Source organism: Ferrimonas sp. YIN67 (genome assembly GCF_057219095.1).
This window is the reverse complement of sequence record NZ_JBXVVJ010000001.1, coordinates 525205-551689: the sequence shown is the minus strand read 5'-3', so window position 1 is coordinate 551689 and position 26485 is coordinate 525205. Positions and strand designations below refer to the sequence as shown.

Annotated in this window: 22 protein-coding genes; 12 read left to right on the top strand and 10 right to left on the bottom strand. The window is 59.4% G+C overall.

Annotation, left to right across the window (positions count from 1 at the left end; genetic code table 11):
* Window positions 1-320 precede the first annotated feature (320 nt).
* From AC2D8U_RS02085 to AC2D8U_RS02045, 9 genes are all read left to right on the top strand, one after another.
* A complete protein-coding gene (locus tag AC2D8U_RS02085) occupies window positions 321-1652 on the top strand; it encodes an alkaline phosphatase (protein ID WP_484617378.1) in 1332 nt (443 codons plus the stop codon).
* A 408-nt stretch (window positions 1653-2060) separates the two neighbouring features.
* Window positions 2061-3062 (top strand): hypothetical protein, encoded by a 1002-nt coding sequence (locus AC2D8U_RS02080; RefSeq protein ID WP_484617377.1) that lies wholly within the window; start codon window positions 2061-2063, stop codon window positions 3060-3062.
* On the top strand, window positions 3055-3396 hold the full coding sequence (locus AC2D8U_RS02075) for a hydrogenase maturation nickel metallochaperone HypA/HybF (RefSeq protein WP_484617376.1): 342 nt from the start codon (window positions 3055-3057) through the stop codon (window positions 3394-3396). Before AC2D8U_RS02080 ends, AC2D8U_RS02075 begins: the two co-directional genes overlap by 8 nt.
* A gap of 2 nt (window positions 3397-3398) precedes the next feature.
* Window positions 3399-4493 (top strand): hydrogenase nickel incorporation protein HypB, encoded by a 1095-nt coding sequence (gene hypB, locus AC2D8U_RS02070; RefSeq protein ID WP_484617375.1) that lies wholly within the window; start codon window positions 3399-3401, stop codon window positions 4491-4493.
* The gene (locus tag AC2D8U_RS02065) at window positions 4484-4777 is read left to right on the top strand and encodes a HypC/HybG/HupF family hydrogenase formation chaperone (protein ID WP_484617374.1); all 294 of its coding nucleotides are present in this window, start codon (window positions 4484-4486) and stop codon (window positions 4775-4777) included. The genes hypB and AC2D8U_RS02065 overlap by 10 nt, the downstream gene beginning before the upstream one ends.
* Entirely contained in the window at window positions 4774-5883 is a 1110-nt protein-coding gene (gene hypD, locus AC2D8U_RS02060) for a hydrogenase formation protein HypD (RefSeq protein WP_484617373.1), read from the top strand. The genes AC2D8U_RS02065 and hypD overlap by 4 nt, the downstream gene beginning before the upstream one ends.
* Window positions 5884-5897: 14 nt before the next feature.
* Complete coding sequence (gene hypE / locus AC2D8U_RS02055) at window positions 5898-6917, top strand: hydrogenase expression/formation protein HypE (RefSeq protein ID WP_484617372.1); 1020 nt, start codon at window positions 5898-5900, stop codon at window positions 6915-6917.
* Window positions 6918-7202: 285 nt separating this feature from the next.
* Entirely contained in the window at window positions 7203-8813 is a 1611-nt protein-coding gene (locus tag AC2D8U_RS02050) for a sialate O-acetylesterase (RefSeq protein ID WP_484617371.1), read from the top strand.
* 88 nt (window positions 8814-8901) lie between these two features.
* Window positions 8902-9255: a hypothetical protein gene (locus tag AC2D8U_RS02045; RefSeq protein WP_484617370.1), complete on the top strand. Its 354-nt coding sequence runs from the start codon at window positions 8902-8904 to the stop codon at window positions 9253-9255.
* 162 nt (window positions 9256-9417) lie between these two features.
* Here the strand turns inward: AC2D8U_RS02045 and AC2D8U_RS02040 are convergent, their stop codons facing one another.
* The 10 genes from AC2D8U_RS02040 to AC2D8U_RS01995 form a co-directional block, all read right to left on the bottom strand.
* Entirely contained in the window at window positions 9418-10008 is a 591-nt protein-coding gene (locus AC2D8U_RS02040; RefSeq protein ID WP_484617369.1) for a pentapeptide repeat-containing protein, read from the bottom strand.
* An 87-nt stretch (window positions 10009-10095) separates the two neighbouring features.
* Entirely contained in the window at window positions 10096-10689 is a 594-nt protein-coding gene (locus tag AC2D8U_RS02035) for an aspartyl/asparaginyl beta-hydroxylase domain-containing protein (protein ID WP_484617368.1), read from the bottom strand.
* Entirely contained in the window at window positions 10664-11665 is a 1002-nt protein-coding gene (locus AC2D8U_RS02030; RefSeq protein ID WP_484617367.1) for a methyltransferase domain-containing protein, read from the bottom strand. Before AC2D8U_RS02030 ends, AC2D8U_RS02035 begins: the two co-directional genes overlap by 26 nt.
* Before the next feature lies 1 nt (window position 11666).
* Window positions 11667-19088: an Ig-like domain-containing protein gene (locus tag AC2D8U_RS02025; RefSeq protein ID WP_484617366.1), complete on the bottom strand. Its 7422-nt coding sequence runs from the start codon at window positions 19086-19088 to the stop codon at window positions 11667-11669.
* 703 nt (window positions 19089-19791) lie between these two features.
* Window positions 19792-21060: a TIGR03032 family protein gene (locus AC2D8U_RS02020; protein ID WP_484617365.1), complete on the bottom strand. Its 1269-nt coding sequence runs from the start codon at window positions 21058-21060 to the stop codon at window positions 19792-19794.
* A complete protein-coding gene (locus AC2D8U_RS02015; protein WP_484617364.1) occupies window positions 21060-22376 on the bottom strand; it encodes a S8 family peptidase in 1317 nt (438 codons plus the stop codon). The genes AC2D8U_RS02020 and AC2D8U_RS02015 overlap by 1 nt, the downstream gene beginning before the upstream one ends.
* A 12-nt stretch (window positions 22377-22388) precedes the next feature.
* Window positions 22389-22931, bottom strand: a complete 543-nt coding sequence (locus AC2D8U_RS02010) for a phage tail protein (protein ID WP_484617363.1) — start codon at window positions 22929-22931, stop codon at window positions 22389-22391.
* A 29-nt stretch (window positions 22932-22960) separates the two neighbouring features.
* Window positions 22961-23497 carry a phage tail protein gene (locus tag AC2D8U_RS02005; protein WP_484617362.1) on the bottom strand — a complete coding sequence of 179 codons (537 nt, stop codon included), beginning with the start codon at window positions 23495-23497 and terminating at the stop codon, window positions 22961-22963.
* Between the two features lie 13 nt (window positions 23498-23510).
* Window positions 23511-24020, bottom strand: a complete 510-nt coding sequence (locus AC2D8U_RS02000) for a phage tail protein (RefSeq protein WP_484617361.1) — start codon at window positions 24018-24020, stop codon at window positions 23511-23513.
* A 35-nt stretch (window positions 24021-24055) separates the two neighbouring features.
* On the bottom strand, window positions 24056-24352 hold the full coding sequence (locus AC2D8U_RS01995; protein ID WP_484617360.1) for a DUF6916 family protein: 297 nt from the start codon (window positions 24350-24352) through the stop codon (window positions 24056-24058).
* 183 nt (window positions 24353-24535) lie between these two features.
* On the opposite strand from AC2D8U_RS01995, the gene AC2D8U_RS01990 reads away from it, so the two are divergent.
* From AC2D8U_RS01990 to AC2D8U_RS01980, 3 genes are all read left to right on the top strand, one after another.
* Complete coding sequence (locus AC2D8U_RS01990; protein ID WP_484617359.1) at window positions 24536-25024, top strand: GNAT family N-acetyltransferase; 489 nt, start codon at window positions 24536-24538, stop codon at window positions 25022-25024.
* Window positions 25025-25153: 129 nt separating this feature from the next.
* Window positions 25154-26065 (top strand): sulfate adenylyltransferase subunit CysD, encoded by a 912-nt coding sequence (gene cysD / locus AC2D8U_RS01985; RefSeq protein ID WP_484617358.1) that lies wholly within the window; start codon window positions 25154-25156, stop codon window positions 26063-26065.
* A 62-nt stretch (window positions 26066-26127) separates the two neighbouring features.
* Entirely contained in the window at window positions 26128-26475 is a 348-nt protein-coding gene (locus AC2D8U_RS01980) for a four helix bundle protein (protein WP_484617357.1), read from the top strand.
* Window positions 26476-26485 lie beyond the last annotated feature (10 nt).

Below are 26485 nucleotides of genomic sequence, written 5' to 3'. Positions count from 1 at the left end.
CCGGTCGAGTCGTGGCAGGGGGAGATCTCTTCCGTCTCCCCGACGCACAGTTCGTGGCCGCACCCCTGTTCTTTCGAGTCCCTCGAAGCGCGTCCACCATATCCTTTGGATGTGTCCTCTCACCGGGGGAGAGCCGGTGGAGCTTCCCTCTTTTCCCTGACCGCCCCGCGACGACGCAATTGGTGCTCCCCCTCAAGGTGTGAGTTGCGTTCATGGTCGAGCTCGCAGATCCCTACTTTACGTCCGACAAAAGGCAGCCAAGCGGTTGAGCCAAAGATATGGTATTCAACCCTGTTTCCCCATATTGCCTCCGAGGAACTATGAAGCGTCATTATATGGCTTGCCTGTCCGCCGCCCTGTTGCTGAACGGTTGCGGATCCGAAACCCAGATCCAACAAGCCGCCCAGAATCATCCGCCCAAGAACATCATTTTTATGATTGGTGACGGCATGGGGCCGGCCTATATCACGGCCCACCGGTATGCCAAAGCCGGGACGCCGGGCCAGCCGGTCGAACCCACCATCTATGATGAACTCCTGGTGGGCTCAGCCCGAACCTACCCGGCATCCGGCTCGTTCATCACGGACTCGGCGGCATCGGCCACCGCGATGGCATCGGGGTTCAAGACCCGTAAAGGCGTCGTGGGTATGGACGCCGAGCACCAACCGGTGCGCTCTATCCTGGAGCAGGCGAAGATCGCCGGCAAAGCCACCGGGATCGTCGCCACATCCGCCGTTACCCATGCCACCCCGGCAGGCTTTGTGGCCAACGCCAAGCGACGCAGTTTTCAGGATCTGATCGCGGAGCAATATGTCCAGAAACGCATCGCCGATCGCACCATGCTGGATCTGATGCTGGGGGGCGGCCAGCAGTTTTTCCCTCGAACCGAAGGGGGTCTGTCAGAGCAATTGGCAACGTACGGCTTCGAGCAAGCCTGGGATCTGGATGGGATCCGCGCGCTGAGCCGGTTGCCGGCCATGGGCCTGGTTGCCGATGACGGCATGCCTTTTGCCATCGATACCGACGAACCGCACCGCTTACGCCTTATGACGGAAAAAGCCCTCGAGTTGCTGTCCACCGACGACAACGGTTTTTTCCTGATGATTGAAGGCAGTCAGATCGACTGGTGCGGTCACAGGAACGATATCCGTTGCGCCCTCGGAGAGGTGGAAGACTTTGCTCAGGCGTTGAAAGCGGCCAAGGCCTTTGTCGATGCCAACCCTGATACCTTGCTGATCGCCACCGCCGATCATGATACCGGCGGACTCGCCCTGGGTCGCCTGGGTACCCGCGGCGGTTGGCAACCGGCGGTCGCACTGGGCACCCACAAGACCTCGCACTTTTTGACGGAAGCGCTGCAGGCGCAGCCCGAACGTGAGGTTCAGGCGATCTGGGCCGAGCACGCCGATTGGCCTCTGACCCCCGGGGAAAGCGCCCGCATCGAAGCGCAGCGTGATCAGGAATACGGCCCATTGCGCAGCACCATTGCCGATGTCGTTTCCGCCCGTTCCGGCACCGGCTGGACCACGGGGGGTCACAGTGCCGTCGATGTGCCTGTGATGGCCTACGGTGCTCAGGCTGAGCGTTTTGCCGGTCACCTGAACAACACCGACTTTGCCCCCATCATCTTTGAGATGCTCAAAGCCGACTAGGACGGTCAGGGGCCGGTGGCATGTCAGTCCCCGGCCCCGTGTGTGGAAATCCAGTCGCACTGAATACTCATCCATTCCTCTTCCCCTGGACGTAGAGGAAGTACCTTGCCTGTCGTTAGCCAACCCAACCAGGGCCATACTCCCGTCCTGGACCTTCTGTCAAAGGGGAGTGGGCCGATTGGCCTCATGCTCCGGGGCCGGTCCAAGCGAATGCCCCGTGCCGACCAACAGCAAAGTTCGGTGATGCCAACCGCCTCCCATCGGTCCCCTTGGCAAAACTCTTCGTCCCTGAGCCTGACTCAGCCGCTCTCGAGCATGGATGGGAGAAGGAAATGTGAAAATGATCGCCAAAAAAAGAGTTGTAACAGTGACGAATGTCACACAACGCCATGCTGATTGCCCCCTAGAATGAACCGGGTAACAGAGATCCCTGCCCCGGATCCGACCGGCGCAGATCACAAGGATAAGGAGCGAGACGGCATGACGATGGCAGCCGCTAAGCTCTGTTTGGCTTGGCAAGATGGACGCGTCATTGAGCGCAATTGGCACTGTTTCCTACCGGATGTGGCCGGGTCACTGAACGGCCGCACGCCGGAGCAGATCCGGCAACGGCTGGCGTTGCTCTACCGCCTTTGTGGTAAGGCCCAGCTTCGGGCCGGGGTCGATCTGCAGGAGCGCGCCCTGGAGCTGTGCCCCGGCGGGAATACCCTGGCTGCCCGGGATCAAGCCGTCTGGCTCGAGTGGCTCCGTGAGCACGGTTGGCAGCTGTTTCGCGCCGCCCTGCTGGTATTGGGTAAACGCCCCGAACTGATGCAGGCCCTGGCCCTGTGGCAGCAAAATCTGGAACGCGTTGCCAGGATGCAGGATCCCAAACTCTGGCAGCCGGGCCATGACACTTCCCCCCTCTCTGGCCTGGACCTGGCCCCGGCCCTCAATACCTTCTGCCAGTCCATCTATCACCCTCTGATCCAGGCCCTCGAACAACAGGGACTCGACGATTTGTGCCCGACCCATGAAGCGCAGATCCAGGCATTGGAGACAGGTCCGACCGCTCGCTGCCTGATGGGGGATGCGACCCTGCTCGGCCGGTTCGAGGCGCTGCGCGGAGAGATGACCCAGGCCCTGCACGGCTTTGCCCATCCCCGGCGCCAGTCCCTGCTGGATGCCCCGGGCCGGGTTCTGGCGGCCCGAGGTCAGCTTGAACATAAGTGCGACTGGCAAGAGGGCCGAGCCAATGATTACCGGATCACCATTCCCAGCCCTTCTTTGTTGAAAAGCTTGCGACTGACCGTCGGCCAATCCCAGTTCTCCAGTCGTCAACAGGCGGAGTTGGCCATTGAGTTGTTGGTGTTGGGCGTGGCCCCATGTCTCGAGGTCGCCATCGAATGGCAGGAGGGCACCGATGCATGAGATGTCTCTGGCAGAGGGGATCCTCGCCATCGTCGAACAACAGCGCCGGGCCGAGCCCTTTGGTTGTGTGAAGAGTGTCCAGCTGGCCATTGGCGAGCTGGCGGGGGTGGAGATCGATGCCCTGGAGTTTGCCCTGGAGGCCGTGTTTCTTAACACAGTGGCGGACGGGGCAAGCATTGAAATCGAACATGTGGCGGGCCGGGCACACTGCTTCGGCTGCGACAAGGAGGTGCCGTTGTCACGGCGTGGCGTACCCTGTCCCCATTGTGGCGGATATCGGTTGCACGTGTGTGGCGGCGATACCATGAGAGTGACGTCTTTGGAGGTTGAATAACCATGTGTACTGTATGCGGCTGCGCCGAAGGGAATGTGTCCATCGAGGGCGAACACACTCATCATCACGACCATGAGCATGGTCATCACCACCACGGCCATCAAGATGATCATGGCCATCACCATCATCACGAGCCGGCCCCATCCGGACAGGGTAAAACCAAGGTGATCCACAAGACCCTGCACAAGTACTCTCATCAGGGCGATGTGCACCACCACTACCACTTCCATGTCGCCAGTATGGCTGAGGCCGAGCGGCTGGTGGCGGGGCATGCAGATCCCCATCAGCACGGACATGCCGGGAACGAGTCGGCCCAGGAGTTGCGGGATCTCGGCTTTGAACCCATGTTCGAGCCCGATGAGTTCGAGCCCGTCGAGTACGCGGGTGAGCTGGACTATGGCCATGGCCCGGCCCATGCCCATGCGCCGGGGATGAGCCAGCGCAAGATGGTCCAGGTGGAGCAGGATATTCTGGGGGCCAACAACGCCTTGGCGGACATCAATCGCACCCGCTTTGCCAACGAATGTCTGCTGGTCCTTAATCTGGTCTCCAGCCCGGGGTCGGGCAAGACCACCCTGCTGACGGCGTCCGTTGACGAGTTGAAAGAAGATTACTCGGTGGCGGTGATCGAAGGAGATCAACAGACGGCCAACGACGCCGAGCGCATTCGCGCCACCGGCGTTCAGGCGGTGCAGGTGAATACCGGCAAGGGCTGTCACCTGGATGCGGCCATGGTGGGTCGGGCCGCCGACCAACTCGATCTGGAAGAAGCGGGCATTTTGTTTATCGAGAATGTCGGCAATCTGGTGTGCCCGGCGGGCTTCGATCTGGGCGAAACGGCCAAGGTGGCGATCCTCTCGGTGACCGAGGGCGAAGACAAGCCACTGAAGTACCCCGATATGTTTGCCGCCTCCGAGGTGATGCTGCTCAACAAGAGCGACCTGCTGCCACACCTGGAGTTCGACGTCGAGGCCTGCATCGCCAATGCCCGTGCGGTCAATCCCGACATCGAAGTGATCCAGGTGTCCGCCAAGAGCGGTGAAGGCATGGAGGAGTGGTTGGCCTGGGTGGCCAAGAAGGTGCCGGTATGTGCCTAGGGATCCCTGCACAAATTCAATCCATCGATGATGTGGCACGGCACAGTGTCACCGTGGCGGTCAATGGCGTCAGTCGCAGTGCCAACGCCGCCTGCATCTGGCCCGATGGCGACCCTCAGACTCTGGTGGGGCAGTGGGCGGTGATCCACGTGGGGTTCGCCCTGGGGATCCTGTCCGAGGAGGAAGCCCAAGCCACCCTGGCGGCGCTGGAGGAGATCGGCGGCCTGGAGCATGAACTGGCGGATCTGTCGACGCCGGTCGGAAATGGGGAGGTAAGCGGATGAAGTTTGTCGACGAGTTTCGTGATCCCGTGGCCGTACAGGCGGCCCTGGCGCAGATCGAGCAGTGCCTGGAGCGGGTACCGGCCCAGCGCAAGCCGTTGCAGATCATGGAGGTGTGCGGCGGCCATACCCACGCCATCTTCAAGTTCGCCCTGGGTCAGCTGCTGCCGGATGACATCGAGTTTGTCCATGGCCCGGGCTGTCCCGTGTGCGTGCTGCCCCGTGGCCGCATCGACGATGCCATCACCCTGGCCGAAGACAATGGGGTGATCCTGTGCTCCTATGGCGATGCCCTGCGGGTACCCGGTGACAAGGGCAGCCTGCAGGATGCCCGGAGTCGCGGTGCCGATGTGCGGGTGGTCTACTCACCGCTGGATGCCCTGGCCCTGGCCCGGGAGAACCCGCAACAGCCGGTGGTGTTTTTCGCCCTGGGCTTTGAGACCACGGCACCGGCCACGGCCCTGACTCTGAAGCAGGCGGCGATGGAGGGGGTGAGCAACTTCTTCGTACTGTGCCACCACATCACCATTGGGCCGCCATTGCGGGCGATCCTGGACGATCCCGGCATTCGCATCGATGGCTTTGTCGGCCCGGGTCATGTCTCCATGATCACCGGCGAAGCGGTGTACGATTTTATTGCCGAAGAGTATGGCAAACCCCTGGTGATCGCCGGTTTTGAACCCTTGGATCTGCTTCAGGCGCTGGCCATGGTGGTCCGGCAAATTGCCGACGGGGAAGCCCGGGTGGAGAACCAGTACCGCCGTGCGGTGACGACCGTGGGGAACCGCATCGCGCAAGCCGCGATGGCCGAGGTGTTCACCCCGGCCCCGGAGTCTGATTGGCGCGGGCTGGGGGCGATCCCCGAGTCCGGGTTGATGTTATCCCAGGCGTACCGTACTCACGATGCCGAAGCCCACTTTGGGATCGGCCGTACCAGTGTGGCCGAGCCCGAAGGTTGTGGCTGTGCCCAGGTGTTGCGTGGTCAGATGAAACCCCATCAGTGCCCTCTGTTTGGCAGCACCTGCCAGCCTAGAACCCCGGTGGGTGCCCTGATGGTGTCCAGCGAAGGGGCCTGTGCCGCCTACTATCAGTACCGCGCGGCGAATTAGGAAGGAAGAACGGAATGTCTGAGATCATAACCCTGGCCCACGGCAGTGGCGGGGCCGCCATGCAGCAGTTGATCGAGCAACACTTTGTGGCCGCGTTTGATAACGCCGAGCTGGCACTGATGGAAGATCAGGCCCAGCTGACCCTGGCGGAGTTCACCGCACAAGGGGATCGCCTGGCCTTTGCCACCGACTCCTTCGTAGTGGATCCCCTGGAGTTTCCCGGTGGTGATATCGGCAAGCTGGCGGTATGCGGTACGGTCAACGATGTCGCCATGGCCGGGGCCCACCCCAAGTACCTGTCCTGCAGCTTTATCATCGAAGAGGGGCTGGAACTGGCGTTACTGGAGCGGATCGTCGCCTCCATGGCGAAAACGGCGCGGGAAGCCGGGGTGCGGATCGTCACCGGCGATACCAAGGTGGTGCATAAGGGCGCCTGCGATAAGCTCTTTATCAACACCTCCGGGATCGGCGTCGTGCCAAGCGACCGCCAATTAGGCGCCCGCTTTATTCAACCGGGTGACAAGGTGCTGGTATCCGGCACCGTTGGTGATCACGGTGCCGCCATTCTGCAGGCCCGAGGCGAGCTCGCCTTGTCCGGTACGCTGCAAAGCGACTGTCAGCCGCTCAACGCCCTGGTGGAAGCGATGCTGGCGGCGGGACAGATCAGGGCGTTGCGCGATGCCACCCGAGGCGGTGTCGCCGCCGTCGCCAACGAGATGGCCGACGCGGCCAGGGTGGCCATTCGCCTGGATGAAGCCGCCATTCCGCTGCATCCCGAGGTGCGGGGGGTGAGCGAGATCCTGGGACTGGATCCCCTGCTGATGGCCAACGAGGGTAAGTTGATCGCCATCGTGCCGCCGCCGCACGCTGAGGCGGTCTTGGCCGCCATGCGTGCCCACCCCAGCGGTGCCGATGCGGCGTTGATCGGCGAGGTGACCGAGGGCCCCGCGGGCCAGGTGTCGGTCAGCGGATTGTTTGGCGGCCAGCGCCTGCTGCCGATGCCAGTGGGAGAGCAACTGCCGCGGATCTGTTGAGTGAGAGGAACCATTAGGACAGCCCCGATAACAGAGGGCTGTCTGCACGGCTGTCACTATTCGTCAAGGCAAAGCTGAGCGAATTATTGTGTGCTGTCATTGATGCTCTTTAAATATCTGGTTCAGGATCTCAAGACAGGGTGTTCTGTTCCTGCCTGCATGAGTGTCGTTTCATTTTTGTTCTAGTTGCTAAAGATAGGTAAATAATCCTACGCAAAGGTGATCGGCATCGCCTTGTTGCGTTACGTTGGTTCTGGCTTTTGATTGCTGATCTGAGAGTTTGAAATGATTAGGACCATACTGCTTTTCTGGCTGTTACTGGCTATTCCCCTTCAGGCCGCCGATCTTCGCCTGGCTTCGCTGTTTTCCGATGGCATGGTGCTGCAGCAGGGGCAGGATGTGCCGATCTGGGGCTGGGGAGAAGCGGGAGAAAGCGTCGAAGTACGTTTTGCCGGGCGGCAGGTGCAGGGGCTTGTCGATGAGCAGGGCCATTGGCGAGTGACTTTGCCTGCGCTGGCGGTCAGCGCTCAGAGCCGAATTCTCGAGGTTCAGCAGGGCGAGCATAGAGTGAAAGTGCAGGATGTCGTGGTTGGTGAGGTTTGGCTGTGCAGTGGTCAATCCAATATGCGTTTTACTCTGGGAACATTAACCAAGAAAGATGCCAAGGAGTCTATCTATCAGCCTTTGGTCAAGGATCTGCGTCGAATCATTAAAGAGGATAAGGATCCGTTGTTAAGGGTTTTTACCCTGCCACAAGATCGCGTGTCGGCCTTTCAACCCCTTGATGATGCAGATACAGAGTGGCACTCGATCCAACCCGAGACCCTAGAGCAGATCAGTGCGACAGCTTATTTCTTCGGTCGTGAATTACGTCGTGAACTCAATGTCCCAGTGGGCCTGCTCAGTGCTGCGGTAGGGGGCACGCGTGTCGAAGCCTGGATCCCGCCACAGACGTTTACCACCGACCCGACTTTGGAGGTTTACTATCAGGAGTGGCTGACGCAGGAGCGTTCCTTTGATGCTCAAGCGGCTGACAAGGCTCAGCAGAACGCCCTGGCTCGGTGGAAACAACAGACGGCAGCCTACGAGGCCGAGGGAAAGGGGAAGAAGCCGAAAAGACCCAGAAAACAAAAGGCGCCTCGGTCGAATAAGCAGTTCCCGGGTACCCTTTATCACAGCATGATCGCCCCCCTGGAAGGTTATGGGATCAAAGGAGCATTGTGGTATCAGGGCGAATCGAATACACGCCATTTTAGTGATCAGTATGCCGAGCGTTTGCAGACCATGATCCGTAGTTGGCGTCAACGCTGGGGACAGGAGTTTTCATTCTACCAGGTTGAGCTGGCAGGTTTTAAAAGCGTGAGTCGAGAGCCGTCCGAGCAGGCATCATCTGCTGTTATTCGTGATCAGCAGCGCCGGGCCACCGCGTTATCCGGGGTCGGGATCAGCTCTGCGTTGGACGTTGGAGAGTCGAAAGACATTCACCCGCACGACAAGATGACGGTTGGTTACCGCCTGGCTCAACAGGCTCTTGCACAGGATTATGGCCTGGATCGAGTCCCTTCCGGTCCACTTTACCGCACCCATCGCTTGGAGGGGGCTTCTGTGACCGTCGAGTTTGATTTCGTTGCCGAAGGGCTGAGGATGGGACAGAAAAAGCCTGGAAAGATCGTTGATTACGATGTTGATGGCTATCCCCATATTGCCATTCAAGATGAGAAGGGGCGATGGCACTGGGCTGACAAGATTGAACTGGGGAAAGGAATGCTTAAGGCCAGCAGCTCGGTCGTCAAGCAGGCCAAAGCGCTGAGGTACGCTTGGTCAGATATGCCTGGCGATGTGCTGATCTACAACAGTGCAAACCTGCCAATGGCCACCTTTACCACTGAGCTTTAAATGATTAATGGGGGTGCCGCCCATCGGCATGGCATTCTTGCTTTACCGATCTGTACTGATGCGTATGTAATAAAAGGAGTTGTTGTTGATGAAAAAGCTAACCAGATCCATTTTTGTCATGCTTGCCTTGTGTTTATCTTTTGGTATTCAAGCCGCGGAGCTTAATGACAAGGAAGAAAAAGCGTTTCGCGCCCAGGCTCGTGAGATGACCAAGGTTATTGGTCTGAATAAGAACGAACAGGAACGAGTCTATCAGGCAAAGAGGGAATTAGCGCTGGCCAAGAAGGATGCCCAAGCAAAATATTCCGGTGACAAGCTAAAAAGTGTTAATAAAAAGAACTTCAAGGCTTACAATGACGAAGTCCGTGCTGTGGTAGGTCAGGAACGTTTCGATAAGTTCAATCAGTACCAAAGGGAAAAGCGGAAAAAGAAAAATAAATAATTTTTTTGCACTTAAATTGACGGGCATAGGCATAAATTTAGCCTATGCCTCCGTTATAAAAGCGTTTATTCAGCTGGGCGAAAACGGTATCGCCATCCCACCGCGACCTGCCAGAGAGTGGCAAGACCGCTCGTTCACGCTCAGGTTTGACATGCTCAACCGTTAATCCAGCAACTCAATATCCAGGCTCTCCAGCAGGCTGACCGCTTCGAAACGGGTGAACTTGGCGCCCTTGATGGTATTGGCGTAGATATCGATCTCGTAGTTTGTGGCCTCGGCAAAATTGACGCCGCCGAGGTTGGTTTTATGGAAGGTGCTGCCGGTAAAGTCACTGTGGCCAAAGTCAGCGCCGGTAAAATCCCCTTCCTGAAAATCCACGTTGTGGGCCTTACACTCCAGCAGCTTGAGCTCTTTGAGATTCAGTCCATAGAAGCTGCTTTCACTGAGCATGCACTGCTCGAACTGAACCGGGGCAAAAAACTGGAAGCTGGGCCAGTTCACCTTGGTCCAGTCCAGCCCCATCATCTTGCACTGTTCGAAGGCGACGTCGCGAAACTGGCTGTAGCCTAATTTAGCCAGGTTGAGGTTACAGCGGATAAAGTGGCAGTCGATAAAGGTGCAGCCATCGAAATGTGCCTCGCTGAAGTCGCAGTCGACAAAGGTGCAGTCATCGAACTGCTGATCCTCCAGGGTGTCACCGGACAGCGCAAGCTGTTCAAAACGTTGGGAGAGGTATTCTTGCTGGTCCAGCATCCAGGGCTCCAAAAGGCAAAGTCGTCACGCGTGGGGCGATCCTAATGCCATGACCGTGGAACGACAACGTCTGAATGGATCCTGGGGCTAGGGGTGGCTGGCCGAAGCGGCGGCACTTTGCTCGATCCGCGCCCTTAATGCCGGGCTGGCCTGGCAGTCGACCACCAGCTGGATGCGATCCTGCTCGCCTGTGTGGCGGACCTCATGGGGCAGATCCGCGTTGAAATACCACAGCTCGCCGGGGGCCATGGAGAGGGACTGATCATCGATCCGGTATTCAACCCCGGCGCCGCCCTTAAGGCAGAGGTGCAGGCGGGCTTCGCCCTGCTCCAGGGACAGTCCGGGATCCCGGTGGCGTCGAATGTGGCTGCCCGGTGCCAGGCGCATCAGGCGAACGGCGCCTATCTGAGCGGGGATCCGGGCCAGCAGGTTAAGCAGGGTAGGGCATTGCTGCAGAGCCTGCAGATCGTGCCAGTGGCTCTGTCCCTCCAGGGCAAACAGCTGAAGGATTGGGTGGGCGTCGAGGTGAGGCTGGGCGCAGCGCAGCGGCAGGGCATCCCACTGCCCCTGGTAGTCGCGCTGGTTGACATGGGCGTACCAGCATTGGCTCAGGACCGGTGCCAGCTCGCGTAACAGGGGCTGGGGATCAACCTGCTCAAGCCGGGCAAAGGGCAGTGTCATGTCTCAGTACTCCTTGGGGTTCAAACCGAAAGCTGGGCTCCTGCCCCCACTGGTAGTGAAAACGTATCTGCTCAAGGTGTTGCCACTGTGTCAGGGGGAGAGTCTTGATCAGGTTCAGGCTGCACTGGTTGTCGGTGAGCCAAGTGTCGCGGTAGATCTGGATATGGGTGTGCAGATCGAGGCACTCCGGCAGCCCCTCGCCAGGCCAGTCGATTTGCCCTGCGATGGTCAGATCCTGTGACAGGAGTTGGGCACTTGACCTGTCCAGGGTGTAGAAGGACCCCAGGGGGGTGGCCTCAGGCCTGGTCTCTCCTTCGCCTCGATGGTAACCGGTGGCGGCCAATGAAATGGCCTGGGGGATCAGGCTGCCGTCGGCCTTGAGGCAGTGAACCAGGTTGGCGAAGATCCGCACCTGGGGCTCCTGCTCCAGCAGGGCCTTCATGGTTTCCGAGACGATCAGATCGAAGCGCTGATCGGTGTGCCAGTGGATGGCATCGGCCTGAACGACTTCACCGACAAAGGGCCAGAGATCCAGATCGGTCAGCAGTCGGCGCAGAGCCGCCAGTGACTCGGCATGAATATCCAGCAGGGTTACCCGGACCTGCTCAGGTTTGAGCAACAGCAGCAGGGGCAAGACCAGGGTGCCCAGCGGACCGGTCCCGGCATAGAGCAGCTCTACCGGTTGGCCCGATGAGGCTTTCTCCTGGATCGCGGCCAGGATCCCCTGCTGGAACTGCTGGACCCTGCGGTACTCCATGGCGCACATGGCGGCCACCTGGGGGGAGACCGCCTTGCCCGCCTCGGTATGGCTGTAGCCGTGATCGATAAAGAGGCTGGGGCGCAGTGCGATCCCCAGGTGATCGCACAGGTGTTCCAGGTAGGCGTCCTGCTCCTGCTTGATGAGTCCGGGTGCCTCCAGCGGGATCCGCTGCAGGCGCCCTATGATCGATCTGAGCGTTTGCTTAAGCTCGCTCACCTTAGAACCCTACCTGCAGGCGCAGATAGAGGTTGTCGATCGCCTCGCTGTATCGCCCATCCTGGAAGAAGTGCTGCCACCCGGTATCGAGGGACCAGCGCTCTCCCCCTTGCCAGGAGAGGGTAATATCGGTGAACCAGTCGGTGCCATCCTCCTTGTGAATACCCTTGGTGAGGTTGGATTGGCTCGTGACTTCGCTGTCCCAAAACCAGGGGCCACCGCCAAACTCCAGGGCCAGTGGCTGGCTGAACTGCCAACGATAGTGCAGTCCGAGGTTGACCCCTGTGGTGGAGCGAGGGCCGATCCCTGTACCGGCTTTCTGGCTGGCCGCCGGATCCAGCGCCGTTGCGATGTAGCTCAGGCTGTACTCCCCCAGATCCTGATAACCCAGGCGTAGCCACCACTGGGGGCGGAACTCATAGCCCAGGCCAGCCCCCCAGCTCCAGTCGGTGTTATGGACTCTTGCCTGTTCCACTTCAAATCCCACACCGTTCAACTGGCCGATATAGCGGGCCGTGTCATCCGAGGTGCGGCTGTAGCCGGTTTGCAGGGACAGTGCCCAGTTGGCGGCGGCCTGGCTGGTTACCAGCATGGTGGAAAGGGCCAGCAGCCGGACCGTGCGACGGCGACGCAACAGGGCAGCCAGGGCCAGCAGCAGGGCCCCGGAGCCCAAACTGCCACCGCTGCCCTTGTGGGTGACGGTGATGGTTTCATAGGCATCGACGGTCACGGTCAGGGTACCCTGGGCCTGGGCACCGAGACGATCCTGGATCTGGTAGGTCACGATATCCTCTCCCTGGAAACCGGCCGGTGGCTGGTATTGGATCTGGTGGTCCTGGGTGATCCGGACCTGGCCATGGACGGCGCTGACGCCGATCAGACTCAGGGGATCGTTATCGGCGTCGGTGTCATTGGCCAGCACGTCCACGATCAATGGGGTGCGATCATCTGTGTGTGCGCTGTCGGCCACGGCGATGGGCACCTGGTTGGCCTGGACGTCGATAAAGACGGTGGCACTGGCACTGTTGCCCTGGCCGTCACCGATCTGGTAAGCCACCTCATCCAGGCCGAGGAAGTCGACCGGGGGCAGGTAGTGAAGCAGGCCATCGTTGCCGATGCTGGCCTGGCCGATCCGGCTGGCGACATGCTGCAGGGTAAGGGTGTCCTGCTCGGGATCCCTGTCATTGCTGCGGGGATCAAACACCAAACGGGTGGCGGCCATCAGCGCCAGGTTGTCGTCGAACGCTTCGGGTGCCAGGTTGCCATTGTTGGCGATGGCCAGGCCACCCGGATCGCTGATCCGGAAGTTAGCGACGCCATCGTCATCGTTGGGACCGCCATCGGTAATGGTCAATTGCAGACACCAGTGGCCTTCGGTCAACCCCGGCTGCCACAGCGGATCGCCGGGAGGCGGGCAGACGCCGGGCTCACCGGCGGTAGTATGCAACTGGTTATCCGCGTCTTCGACAAAGTCATACCAGCCCAGGGTTTCACTGTATTTGCGATACACCGCCTGGGCGGGAACCGGCGCTTGCTGAGGCAGAACCAGGCGGTATTGGCCGCCCTGGATCGGCAGTCCCGTGGCGATAAAGTCGGCGACACCTCCCACAAAGCGGTGGCTGAGATCCTCCGGCAGGGGATCGGCGCTATCCAGCAACAGGGTATTTTGTTCACCTCCCAGGGCCCGGTTGCCCAGCAGCAGGCAGACACCGCTCTCCCCTTCGGAGAGGAAGCGGCTGCTGTCGGCCAGCTCTGGCTGGATGTTGCAGTCGTTGTAGGCGTCCAGGTAGTTGGGCACCCCATCCTGATCGTCGTCTCCCAGGCCCTCGTTGCGGTCGGGGATCAGATCGCCATCACTGTCCGCTTCGCCAAGCGTGGGCAGGGCAGCTTGCAGGGTGAGGCTCAGGCGCGCCTGGGTTTCCAGGGTGCCGTCCGAGGCCACCACCTCCAGCGGGTAACTGCCGCTGGCCAACTCGGCGGGATCGAAGCGGAACACCTCATCGGCGAGGTCCAGATCGGTCAGCGTCAGATCGCCCCAGTCCCAGCGAAGCGCAATGCTGTCCTGGCTGTTGGGATCCCGTACTTGTGCCTGGACGGTTACCGGGCCACCCTGCTGACTCAACTGGGTGCGCCGTTCACCCTCCTGCTCGGTCCAGAGGGTCAGTGCCGGTGGCAGGTTGTCACTGGTGATGGTGACTCGGTGTTCATTGTGGACACCGACGTTGAGGGCGGGATCCAGGGTCAGTACCAGTTGCTCTTCGCCCTCATCGAGGTCGTCCTCCAGCAGAGTTACGGTGAAGTGCGCCGTGCGGCCGCTCTCCAGGGTTAACAGGTCGGGGGTGATCTGGAAGTCCTCACCTTGTGTCGCATCCCCGCTCAGGCTGACGCCTATGGTGACGGGATATTCGGGCGCATCGCCATTGAGCGAAACGCCCACGGTGACGGTATTGCCCTCGGTGGCCGTCTGATCCTTGTGGAAGTTCACCAGCGGCATGACATCGATCTGCTGGCTGTCGACGGCGCTCAGACCACTCTGACTTTGGGTTTCCCAGAACACCCGATGACGACCCGGAGCATAGAGGGGCTTCTTGTCGCGCAGGGTGACCGGCAGCGGCGTACCATCGGTGTCCAGCGCCGTTGCCGTGCCCAGTTCAACTCGGGTAAACAGGCCACTGGCGGGCACGCGAAGATCGGCGGGAAGCGTCAGGCTCGGCAGCTGGGATGGATCGGCTTCGATATTGAGTGCCACCGCACCGCGGGCGGTTTCTCCATCGGGATCGGCGATCACATAGTTAAGCTCCATGGCGCCTGTGGTGCCGCTGGCCAGGGTGAGGACGATGGCGTTGTTATCGAGGGTGAGGCTGCCCTGACTGGACTGGGCGCTGAGCAGGGCGAGCCGATCACCGTCCACGTCCGTGTCGTTGGCCAGCACCGGCAAGCGGTAGGTCCCGGAGGGATCAAACGCCAGTGTCAGGTGATCGCTTTGGGCAACGGGAGGATCGTTGACCGCCGAGACGGCCACGGCGATGGTTTCGGCCAGGGAATCGGCACTGAGGTCGCTGGCGACCACAGTGAAAAAGTCCGTGCCATTGAAGTCCGGATCCGGTGTGTAGATCCAGGGGGATCCGCTGTCGTCCAGGGTGCCGTGCTCAGGCGCCTGTGTGACGCGGAAGCTCAGGGCATCGCTCTCCTTGTCGCTGCCCTCGGGCTGGTAAGGGACCGGCTGGTCCTCATCTGTGCTCAGTTGGGCTGCAGTCATCGATGGCGCATCATTGACCGCCTCGATGGTGACGTTGACGGTAATGGTGTCGGTCAGGGCACCATCACTCACTTCGACCTGGAAGCTGTCGCTGCCGCTGACATCGGCCGCTGGGCTGTAGGCGATAGAGGCTTGGGTGTTGTTGCCCGTCACTGCCGCACTGCCCTGGCTGGCAACACTGCTGATCCGCCATTGCAGCGGATTGCCATCCAGATCACTGGCATCCAGCGTCAGGGCAAAGGGCGTTGGTGCGCCATCTTCGCTCATGGTGACGCTGGTACTGGTGCCCTGGGCGATCTCGGGAGCCAGATTGTAGATCTTGGTGACGGTCGCTGTGACCGGGTTGCCGAGGTTGTTGGCGGCATCCGTCAGGGTGAGGCTTAGGGTTAACGTGCCTTCGTTCAAGGTGCTGACGTCGACGCCGGTCACACTGTGGTTGTCATCAAGGGTATTGGTGCCGGTCACCTCTCCGTTGCCGTTGCTGATGCGGTAGTGGTAGATCTCGCCGCGGTTAGCGCCGCTGATGGTAAAGCTCAGGGCATCCTCATTGCTGCCGTCGATACGGCCCTGATCGATGACCACGCCGTAGCCCTCGGGCGCCGTGGTATCCACTTCCACCGTCCCGGCGTTGCTAAGCATCTGGCTGTTGCCGGCCCTATCGGTCACGCTCAGGTGGATGTCGTAGACGCCTTCACTCAGGGTGTCACCGGCCTCGGCGAGGCTCCAGGGGCCACTTTGCTGGCCCGCCGTGATGTTCACGTTGTAGGGGCCAAACTGATTGCCGCCAACGTTCTCCAGGATGGCCGTCAGGCTGGCCACACCCCCGACATCGGTCAGGGTGCCGGACAGACCGGGCGTGGTGTCATTGGTCAGGTGGCTGATGACGCTGGCCGTCGGATCTATGTCGTCGTGGGTGAGGCTAACAACTGCAACATCTTCGGAGCGATTGCCTGCGCTATCCTGTGCGGCGACGACATAGTCTGAGGTAGCGTTCTCCGTTAGCGTCAGATCCAGTCGCCACAAGCCTCCGGAAACGGTGGTAGTGCCTAGCTGGGTATTATTGTCGGCAATTCCATCATTGTTGCTGTCGGCGAACAGTACGATAGCGACCTGATCCTCAGAGTGGGTGCCGGATAAAGGAACATGTGTCGTTTGTTGAAATGCTTCCGTCACCGGATAAGTGATCGCGGGAACTGCTGGTGGTGTGGAATCTTCGTAGAAATTTCCAATAGGCTGATCGGCGATGTTACCTGCCGCATCTTGTGCTCTCAGTACAAAATAGTTGGCGCTGTCCTGGGCCAAACTGGCACTGAGTGACCAGCTGCCGCCGTTGACGGTATCACTGGCCAGTGAAGTGCTGTTGTCGGCAACCCCATCGCCATTGGCGTCGGCCAGCAGCGTGATGGTAATGCCATCTTCGTTATAACCGCTTTGGGACAGGGGGAGACTGTCTGCATTGAGTGTCTGGCTCAGGACCTGGTCTGGTGCGACCGCCGCCGGAGCTTGCGTGTCCACCCGCAGGGCCACTTCGGTCAGGGCCGTAAAGCTGAGATCCGCATCGTTGCCATTGCCATCCCGTGCGGTATCGCCGTTGAGTGCCAGGGCGGTCAGGGCCACGCCATCGGCGTCGTTATCGCCTGTAAGCACTGTGTATTGATAGATCAGGCTGCTGCTGCCGCTGCCACTGACGTAGCTGGCACTCTGGGCAGTGCCGCCGATGTTCAGGCTGGCGGTACTGTTGCTGCCGGACAGGGTAACGACATCGTCGAAGTTAACCGTGGCGGTGATAATATCGCCGGCCTTGAGATCGCCGCTATTGAGGGACACCGTGCTGATCTGTGGCGCCAGGGCATCCATGTTGGCGGTGTCGAACACAGGTGGGGCGGCATTGCCGTTGGTGTCGGTCAGTATGACCGACAGGGTCAGGGTGCCGTCGGGCAGGCTGCTGAGATCGATCCCGCTGACTTCACCATTGGCGGCAAGGGAGGGCGTACCACTGCTGGTGATCGGGGTGCCGCCGCCACTGCTGCTGATCTGATAGCTGTAGCTGGTATTGGGCTCAGCCCCGGTGACGGTAAAGCTGGCGGCACCAGCGTTGTCGGCATTGTAGGTATTCTCATCCAGTGCCGCGCTGTGGCCGCTGGGGGCGGTGGTATCCTTGGTTGCAGTATCAGTAACGGGGGCGGACTTGTTCCCAGCGGCATCGCTGACGGTAGCGTATAACGTCAGGGAGCCATCCTGCATGCCGCTCAGATTGATTCCAGTGATCTGTGTATTGGCACCGGTTATATCCCCACTCGATGGCAACACGGTGCCACCGCTATCCAAGATAGCGGCTTCGTAGGTGTAGCCATCGCCTGCACTGTGATCGATACCACTTAAGGTAAAGCTGGCGGTCCCCTCATTCCCGCTGTTGATTGGGTCCTGATCTAGGGTGGCACCGCCTACGATCGGTGCTGTGGTGTCGATCTCTATGCTCAACGCCGCACTAACCGGCGAAACGTTGCCCGCCGTATCGGCCTGGAAAGCTTTCAGATTGTGGTTGCCCTCGGCCAGGGTGGGCAGAGCCGCACTCCAGATGCCGCCACTGACGCCGGTTGTGGCGCTGACTTCACCGCCATCGAGGACTCCGTTATTGTTGAGATCGCTGAACAGGGTCACGGTGGCACCGGTTTCCCCGTTGCCGCCGATGGTCGGGGTGGTGTTGTTGGTGAGGTTATCGCTGTCGCTGCTGCCGCTGTCGGAGCCGGTGGCCAGATCCAGCCCGGTGGGGGCGATCGGCGCCGTGGTATCCACCAGCACGGCGCTGAGGTGGCCCCCGCTGTTGTGTGTGGGAGTCAGGTGATTGCCTGCGTCATCGCGCAGGGTGCCGCCGTTGGCATCGAGGCTGGCGCCCAGATTGATGCCATCACTATCGTTATCGCCGGATTGCACCGTATAGCGGAACAGCAGGGCGCTGCTGCCACTGCCGCTGAGATAACTGGCGTAGCGAGTGTCACCGCCCACGGTCAGGGCCAGGCGGGGTGTGCCGCCGCCGATGTTGACGGTGACGGCTTCATCCAGGTTGACGGTGAAATCCAGGTTGTTGCCGACGCCATAACTGGCATTGGCTGGAACCGATACCGAGGTGACGGTTGGGGCGGTGTCATCGATGGCATTGATGGCGAGGTTAAAGGTTTGGCCGGTCAGCTCATTGCCATTACCGTCGCTGACTTTGAAGGTGAAGCTGTCGCTGGTGGTATCACTGTGGTCGTGCAGATAGCGGATCTTGTCATCCGTCAAATCTTGCTGGGTAAAGCTTGAGATCGAGACGCCAGCATTATCGCTGTTTTCCAGTTGGCCGTTGGCGCTGGCTGAGGTCAGGGTGTAGATCAGGGTGCTGTTGTCGCTATCGGCGTCGTCTGCGGCCAGGTCGGTGAGTCCGATAGTGGCCGTCCCTCCCTCGTCAAGGGTTAAGCCGTTGTTGACGCTGAGGGTGGGTGCCTGATCATCCACGGCAGTGATGGTGAAGGTAAAGGTTTGGCCGGTCAGCTCATTGCCATTACCGTCACTGACTTTGAAGGTGAAGCTGTCGCTGGTGGTTTCACTGTCATCGTGCAGATAGCGGATCTTGTTATCTGTCAGATCTTGCTGGGTAAAGCTGGTGATCGGGTTGCCTGGGTTATCGCTGTTTTCCAGTTGACCGTTGCTGAGGCTTGAGCTCAGGGTGTAAGTCAGGCTCGTGTTGGCACTCCCTGTGTCGTTTGCGGCCAGGGCAGAAAGTCCGATGGTGGCCGCAGCCCCCTCATCAAGGGTTAACCCTGTGTTGGCGGTGATTATCGGTTGATCCAGGTCCACCGTGTGGGAGGAGCCACTGGTAAAGCCCGCCGTCATGGGGTTGCCCGCATCATCGGCGATCCCGCTGTTGCTGTTTAGATCCAGCCGCAGGGAGCCGGTACCACTGATGGCGTTGACGGTGACGGTGACCGAGCTGCCCGAACCGGCGGAGACCGAGGCGATGGTGCCGGTAGCCGTGCCCGCCGCGGTCAAGGCAAAGTCGTCGGTGCTGATGTTGTTGGCATTTTCATCGAAGGTGACGACGAAGTCTACACTGCTAGCGTTGGCGGCCGGGCTGCCCGAAAGGGTGATATCTGTGACCACCGGGGCTGTGGAATCAACAGACACAGTACATTGTGCTTTAAGGTTGGGGCAGTAGGCCGGGAAGCGGGTATCATGATTACCGATATAAGCCACGCCAGACAGCCAACAAGAGGAGTTAGTTCGAGCATAGCGCTGACCGATGAGTCCTGGGGCGTTACAGTTTATGTAGGTTGAGACCGTAGCAAGCAACTTGTTACCACTTTCGAAATTGTTGGTTGCGCCGGTCAGTGCCGCAGGCTGTGAACTCTTTAGGGTGAGAAGCCTGTTCTCTGTCAGGTAGGTCATTAGATCTATAGGGAGCTGAGTGGGGTCTTGGCTTTTTTGTTTTATTGTTCCCGGCTCGGTGGTGCTCATGCTTTTCGCAGCGTAGCTGCCAAAGGAGCGAAATGGACCCGTTTGCTTGGTTTGCACTCTGGGTTTGTTGATGGGTTTGCTTTGAACGACCTGAGTTCGGGTCTTGGGGAAGCTGGTTTTGTACTTGTTACTGGGATTTTGTTTTCTAAGAGGATCTTTATTCTGCCCGTTGAGTTGCGTTGATAGTGCCAACCTTTGCCGACTGATACTGGCGAATGAGCCGGGACGGCTGCTGGCTACGGCGTTGGGAATGAATGCTGCCATCATTGGCAGCAACCCCGACGCCAGTTTTTTACCGTTACGTTTGGTTGTGTCTTTTTTGATTTTATTGGCTGACATCTTTCCGTCCTTGGAGTGGTCCATGGTCGTTGTCCTATAAAGGTTGTAATTCTGAGAAAGTGAAGTGATTGCGCATTCTTGGATGCGTCGGTTCTATTAATGTCGGGAAGCTGCAACCGGGTAAAACCGCCACGTCGTAGATCTGATCCACGTTGCCGCTGAAGCTCAGGGTGGCGACCACCTCGTTGCTGCGCAGATCGATAAACCAGAGTCCTGACTGGGTCTCGGGGTATTTCTGTGCCAGTGGCGCCGGGCGGGTGACATCGGACTGGCGCACCTTGGACAGGCCCACGATGGCGAAGGGGCCGATAAAGTCGACGCCCCGGGTAAAGCCGGGTAACTCGGCCAACACCTCTTTTTCCCCGGTCTCAAAGTTGTAGCGGCAGAACAGTCCATGGCCGGAGTCGCAGAGATAGAGGTTGCCGTCATACCAGCGCGGCGAGTGGGGCATGGTCAGCCCCTGCAGCAGGAATTCATTGGTTTGCACATCCATCAGGGTGCCCGTGGACTTGTCGCTGTCACGCCATTTCCCCGGGGCATCGGAAGTGGAGAAGGTGGTGACGTAGCGCGGTACACCGTCGCGCAGGGTCATGCCGTTGAGGTGGCAGCGGTCTTCGGGGACTAAGTCGGAGATAAAATGGGGCTGCCAGCGGGGCACGAAGCTGTAGTCGGCTTCCAGGGTGCAGAGGCAGGAAAAGCTCGAATTGACCGCCCAGAGGCCCGCCTCGCCCCAGGCAATATCGTGGATATTGATCATGCCGGTGTGGTGGCTGCTGCGGGTAATAAAGCAGGCATCGGTCCGGGCGTCCACCGGCTCAAACTGCTGGCGCACAAAGGCTTGGTGTTCTTCCTGGCGCTTTAATTGCTCGGGCGTCAATTCTGGTTCATCGGCAGGTGCGCCTTCCTCTTTATCGAGGCGATGCAGCTTGGGGGCGGTGATATCCTGCTCGATCCCCGGTAGGGGCTGTTTCAGCTGATCCAGCAGGTGATCTTCCCGACTGAAGTGGATCACCTGGGTGAAGGTGCCCAGGGTCAGGCCCTGTTCGTTCGCGGCCAGGCCCATGGGTCGGGGAAACTGGGTGAAGTTGACATCGATGGACTCGCCGTCACTGCGCACCAGCATCAGCCGCGCCGCCTGGTAGGAGGTAAAAGCCAGGGAGATGTTCAGTGCCTTGAGCAGGCCGGGCAGATTACCCGAGTGTTCACACTGGTAATCCATGGTGGCATAGGGACTTTGCTGCCGGGCGGTATGGGCCTCGGTTTCGGCATGGTGATCACTGGTTTTTTGCGGTTCGCGGCTCATTACGGCGTGTCCTGCTGTGTTGGGGGCTGAGATCGCTGGCGTAAGGTGTGTTCGAGCTGGTCTATGGTCAACTCGGGATCACGGGTCAACTGTTGGGCCAGCCAGCCACTGGCCCGTGCGGCAGCGGCTGAGGTGCCGGTAAATCGCCGGTAGCCGCCATCCGGGCCGAGGGACAGGGTTGGTGGTGTGCTGAACAGGGCATCGACGGAGGGGCCCAGGTTGCTGTAGCGGCGGGCCTGGCCCCGGGCATTACCGGCGCCGATGACGATGGCGCTTTGCAGGCTGGCCTCATGGCTGTCGGGGCCAAGGCGTTGGCCCTGGTTACCGGCGGCAAACACCACGGCAATGCCCTTGCCGTGGCGGCCATACTGACGCAGATCGGCCACCGCATCGGCAATGGGCTCCAGCAGCATTTGGGTGTGCCAGCTGTTGTTGATGATGTCCGCACCGGCCAGTTTGGCCAGTTGCAGGGCGATCAGGGTGTTGCTGGTCCAGCTGTCGGGCTGGCGGATCAGCACGTATTCGGCGGCGGGAGCCAGCCCCTCGGGTTCTATGCCGTCGTGGCGGCCCGCCAGCAGGCCCAGCACTCGATTGCCATGGTGCAGTGACGGGGTGGGCGGGGCGACGTCGAACGCTCCCAGGGTGACATCGAAGCCAAAGCGCAGCTTGAGTTCGGCCAACTGTGGGTGGGACAGGGTGAAGCCATCGTCGATGATGGCGATCACTGTCCCTCGGCCGCTGGCGCTGGCCGACGGCATTGTGGCAAACGGATTGCCTCGCCACGCTGACGGGCTTGGTGGCGTGGATGGTGCGGTTGGCCTTGCGCTGGGCGCGACGTCATAGGCCAGTTGCAGCAGATCGGGCTGGACCAGAAGGATATCTGGGTGTTGCTGTAGGCGACGTTGTAGGGCAAACAACTCGGCGGATGACGCTTGGGCGGCCAGAGTCAGTTTGACGTAATGAAAGTCATGGCCCAGGTAGAGTTGCTGGGGGGGCTGCTGCAGGATGCAACCACAGGCCTTGCCCAGTTGCTGGAGGCCAAGATCGGGCCGGGCCTTGATCACCAGTGCACCATTTAAACGCACTCGTAATCTGCCCTGCTTGAGGTGCAGTTGCAGGGACTGATCCTCGGCGGAGGAGTTCGATGAGTGAACTGGGAGCAACACAAGCTGCTGTTGAAAGTTTTCCAGGGCGGGGATCGCCGGTTTGCTCGCACAGGCGCCCAGCCCCAGCAGTGCCAGGGCGGCCAGGGCGATCCTGCCCCCTGTCGGCAGGCGCGACCTAGAGGGGGCTTGGCGTGAGCGCGTCAACATCATGCTGGTTCGGGTTCAGTTTCGAGCGGGGTAGAGCCCATTGAGGCAGATGAAAAAGGGGATCACCAGAGCCGGTTGATGGTTTTCATGGGCAGCACTGTCGCCGGCAGCCCCCAGGGCGTATGGACTCATGTTGGTCAATTGGCCGGACTCGGGTGGGACGGCGAGTTTAATGTTTTCAGGTTTTCCCCCCTTGTCCTTGGCAAGAAAACCATTGCTCTGAGGTGCTGCTTGAGTGCCGGTTTCATTAAGCGCCGTCATGGTATGGGTATGGGATGGCAGCTGTGAATCGGTCAGGGCAACGCTGGGGGTGCCCAGCCGCTCGCCAAGACGCACCGAGCTCAGGCCCGGGCCGCGACCCGGGTGGATCGGCGCCCGCCCCTGCAGGTTGGGCAAGGCAAAGTCAGTACGGCCGTCGCCGCCATACGTCGTGGTGATGAGGGAGAACAGGGCGGTATTTTCACTGATCGGCAACAGCTGGCCATCACAGTAGGCCCAGCCCCTGGGGGCAAAGCTGGTGGGCAACATTTTCACTTCGGCAAGGAAGGGATCGGCCATGGGTTTCTCCTTAAACTCCGGGTCGAAAATCAGTTACGTGAAGGGTAGCTACCTTGCACGGCGATGATGAAGTGCAATCCCAGGGCGGGCATCTGGTTGCTATGCCCTCGATTGCCACCACTGGGTGCTACCGCTTCATCGGCGAGCGCCACTAGAGTGCCGGGCTCGACCGTGGGGTTGGTAGCGGTGTAGAGGGTGTCGTCCATCTGCTGGGCCAAAACTCTGCCATCAGGCTGGGTATCCGTTGCAGGCTGACTGCTGGCCTGCAGGGTATGGGTATGACTGGGGATCTGCTCAGGTTGCAGAGTGACCTGCTCAACACCGAAGCGTCGACCAAGGGCTCTGGGGGTCAGGCCGGGTCCGGCGCCCATGTGCATCGGCAGGCGGCCGCGCATGTCCGGCAGGGCAAAGTTTACCCGGCCATCGCCACCATAGACGGTACCCAGCAGGGAAAAGAGGGCATCAAACTGGGAGATCGCCATCAATTGCCCATCGCAATAGGCCCAACCTTTGGGGGCAAAGTTGCCTGCAAACATGCGGATCTCGCCTAAAAAGGGGTCTGCCATGATGAATTCTCCTTCAGTTACGGGATGGGAAGAGGCCGGTCAGGGCGATGCAGAAATTGATCACCTGAGAAGGCTGAACATTGGTGTGGGGCTGGCCACCGCCGCTTGCCGTGATCTGCAGTGCGTTCAGACTGACATCCGGTGTCTTTGTGCTGTAAACCAGGCTGCCAGCGCCAAGTACTTGACCGGTATAGTCTTTGTTTTTCCCATCCTGCTGAGATCCCACCAGGTTATGGCTATGACCCGGCATCTCGTTGGCGCTGAGGGTCACGTTTTCGCGGCCAAAAGGCATACCGCGCTGGAAGACCTGGCCCGCCAAATCCCCTTCGTGGACCGGCACGCGACCTCGAAGATCGGGCAGTGCCATGGTGGTGCGGCCATTGCCACCAAATTGGGTTCCAAGCAGGGCATAGAGTGTCTGATTTTGATTGATCTCCAACAGTTGACCATCGCATTGCGCCCAGCCTTTGGGCGCAAAGTTAAATCCAAACATCTTAATTTCACTGATAAAGGGTTCAGCCATGTGGAAGTTCCTTTTCGTTGACTGGGGGGCTGCCGTCAGGCAGGTTCCATGGTGCGAACCCGGCTGATCACCAGGTGCAACTGTTGTGGGCCGATGGGGACAAGAAAGAAGGAATGATCGCCGAAGCTGTCGCTACTGAGCCGGTATTGGCCTTGAGAGCATTGCACCGGGATCTGGGTGTCGAGGGTGACTGAGAAGGCCTCAAATTGATCGTTTGAGTGCTGTCGAGCGACGTCACTGACGGTGACTTCCACTCGATTGTCCTGATGGTCACTGAGCCACAAGGGGTGGGCCAGGTGCTGTAAAAAGTGCTCAAAGTCATATTGAGACATTGCCGAGATCCTTCTCTGCTTGTTGTAAATAACATGTTAATACAGGTGGTTTGAATTCGCGCGTGTTTTTAGTGGGATTGATCAACTTTTGGCTGGCTATGGGCGTAAGCTGGGCATAAATGCCCATTTTTCACGCTGAATATTGGCGATCAGCGTGGAGCGGAGGGACACAGGGAGGTGAATATGATGACAGGACAGGCGGTGGCCGCAGTACGGTTGGAACCGGTACGTCCGGAGGATGAGGCTTTTCTGCGGCGTTTGTATTTTGCCCTGAGGCAGGAGGAGTTTGAGCAGACCCAATTAACCCCTGCCGATCGACTGGCGTTTCTTGAGCAGCAGTATCGAGCGCAGACCCACCACTATTTCAGCCATTACAACACTCAGCACTTTTATGTGATCTGGGCCGATAACACACCGATTGGACGATTTTACCTGGATTATTGGCGCGATCAGATCCGCATTGTCGATATCGCTCTGCTGGAAGCCTATCGCGGTCATGGGATAGGTGGCACCTTGCTCAAGGGGGCGATGGGTGAAGCCCGCTCCCGTTCCCTGCCACTGACCATCCATGTGGAGCAGTACAACCCCGCCTTGCAGCTCTATCAGCGAATGGGCTTTGAGATCATCGGTTTGACCAATGAGGTCTATTATCTGATGCAGTGGACCCCTTAAGTTTGTCCCTAGGAAAGGATGCTCTTTGTTATTCCATAAGGGAATAGAAGGCATGGTTCTTATAAGCAATAATTCCCCTCATTCGGCAGCGGATAGGCCGGTTGCCGTTCCAGAGATTGAGGTACAGGGATGCAAGATCATGAGCGCCGCACCCATTTAAAGCGCCTGGAGGCGGAGAGCATTCACATCATGCGTGAAGTGGCGGCGGAGTTTGATAATCCGGTGATGCTCTACTCCATCGGTAAGGACTCCTCGGTGCTGCTGCACCTGGCCAGAAAGGCTTTCTACCCGGGTAAGATCCCCTTTCCCCTTTTGCATGTGGATACCGACTGGAAATTCAAGGAGATGATCCAGTTTCGCGATCGCATCGCCAAGGAGTATGGGTTTGAACTGCTGGTGCATAAAAACCCCCGCGGGCTGGAGATGGGGATCGGTCCCTTCACCCATGGCAGTGCCACCCACACCGATGTGATGAAAACCGAGGGCCTTAAGCAGGCGCTGGATCATTACAAGTTTGATGCCGCCTTTGGCGGGGCTCGTCGGGACGAAGAGAAGTCCCGGGCCAAGGAGCGGGTGTACTCCTTCCGTGACAAACACCATCGCTGGGATCCCAAGAACCAGCGCCCCGAGCTGTGGAATCTCTACAACGGCCGGGTCAACCCGGGCGAGAGCATCCGCGTCTTCCCCCTGTCCAACTGGACTGAGCTGGATATCTGGCAATACATCTATCTGGAGAATATCGAGATCCCCGACCTCTACCTGGCCAAAGAGCGTCCGGTGGTGGAGCGTGATGGCACCCTGATCATGGTGGATGACGAGCGTATGCCGATTGAGGAGGGCGAGGTGATCGAGCACAAGATGGTGCGATTCCGCACCCTGGGCTGTTACCCGCTGACCGGTGCCGTGGAGTCCAATGCCCAGACCCTGCCGGAGATCATCCAGGAGATGCTGCTGACCAAAACCTCCGAGCGACAGGGCCGGGTGATCGATCATGACAGTGCCGGCTCCATGGAAAAGAAAAAGGTCGAAGGTTACTTCTGAGGAGCAGCGGTTAGTTGGCAGCCATTAGACGTTAGCTAAGAGCAAGGAGCGGGGCGGACGAAATGGACTTTGAGAAGCTGGAAGTTTGGCAACGGGCGGTCAGTTTATCGTGTCAGCTGTACAAGCATACCAATAGGCTTTCTGACTTGGCTTTTCGCAGCCAGCTAACACGCTCCGGGTTGTCTGTTCCCAGCAATATCGCCGAAGGCATGGCCAGAAAAAGCGATAGGGACAAGCTGCGTTTTTTGGATATTGCCAGGGCCTCTTTAGCAGAGCTGAGAACGCAGGTCTTGATAGGCGCAGAGATTGGATATTTAGACACCGAGTTTTCTCGCTATTGCCTGGCAGAAAGCCGAGAACTCGGTGCCATGCTCACCGGCTTGATGAAGCGGCTTGAGCAGAGCAAATAAGGAAATTCCA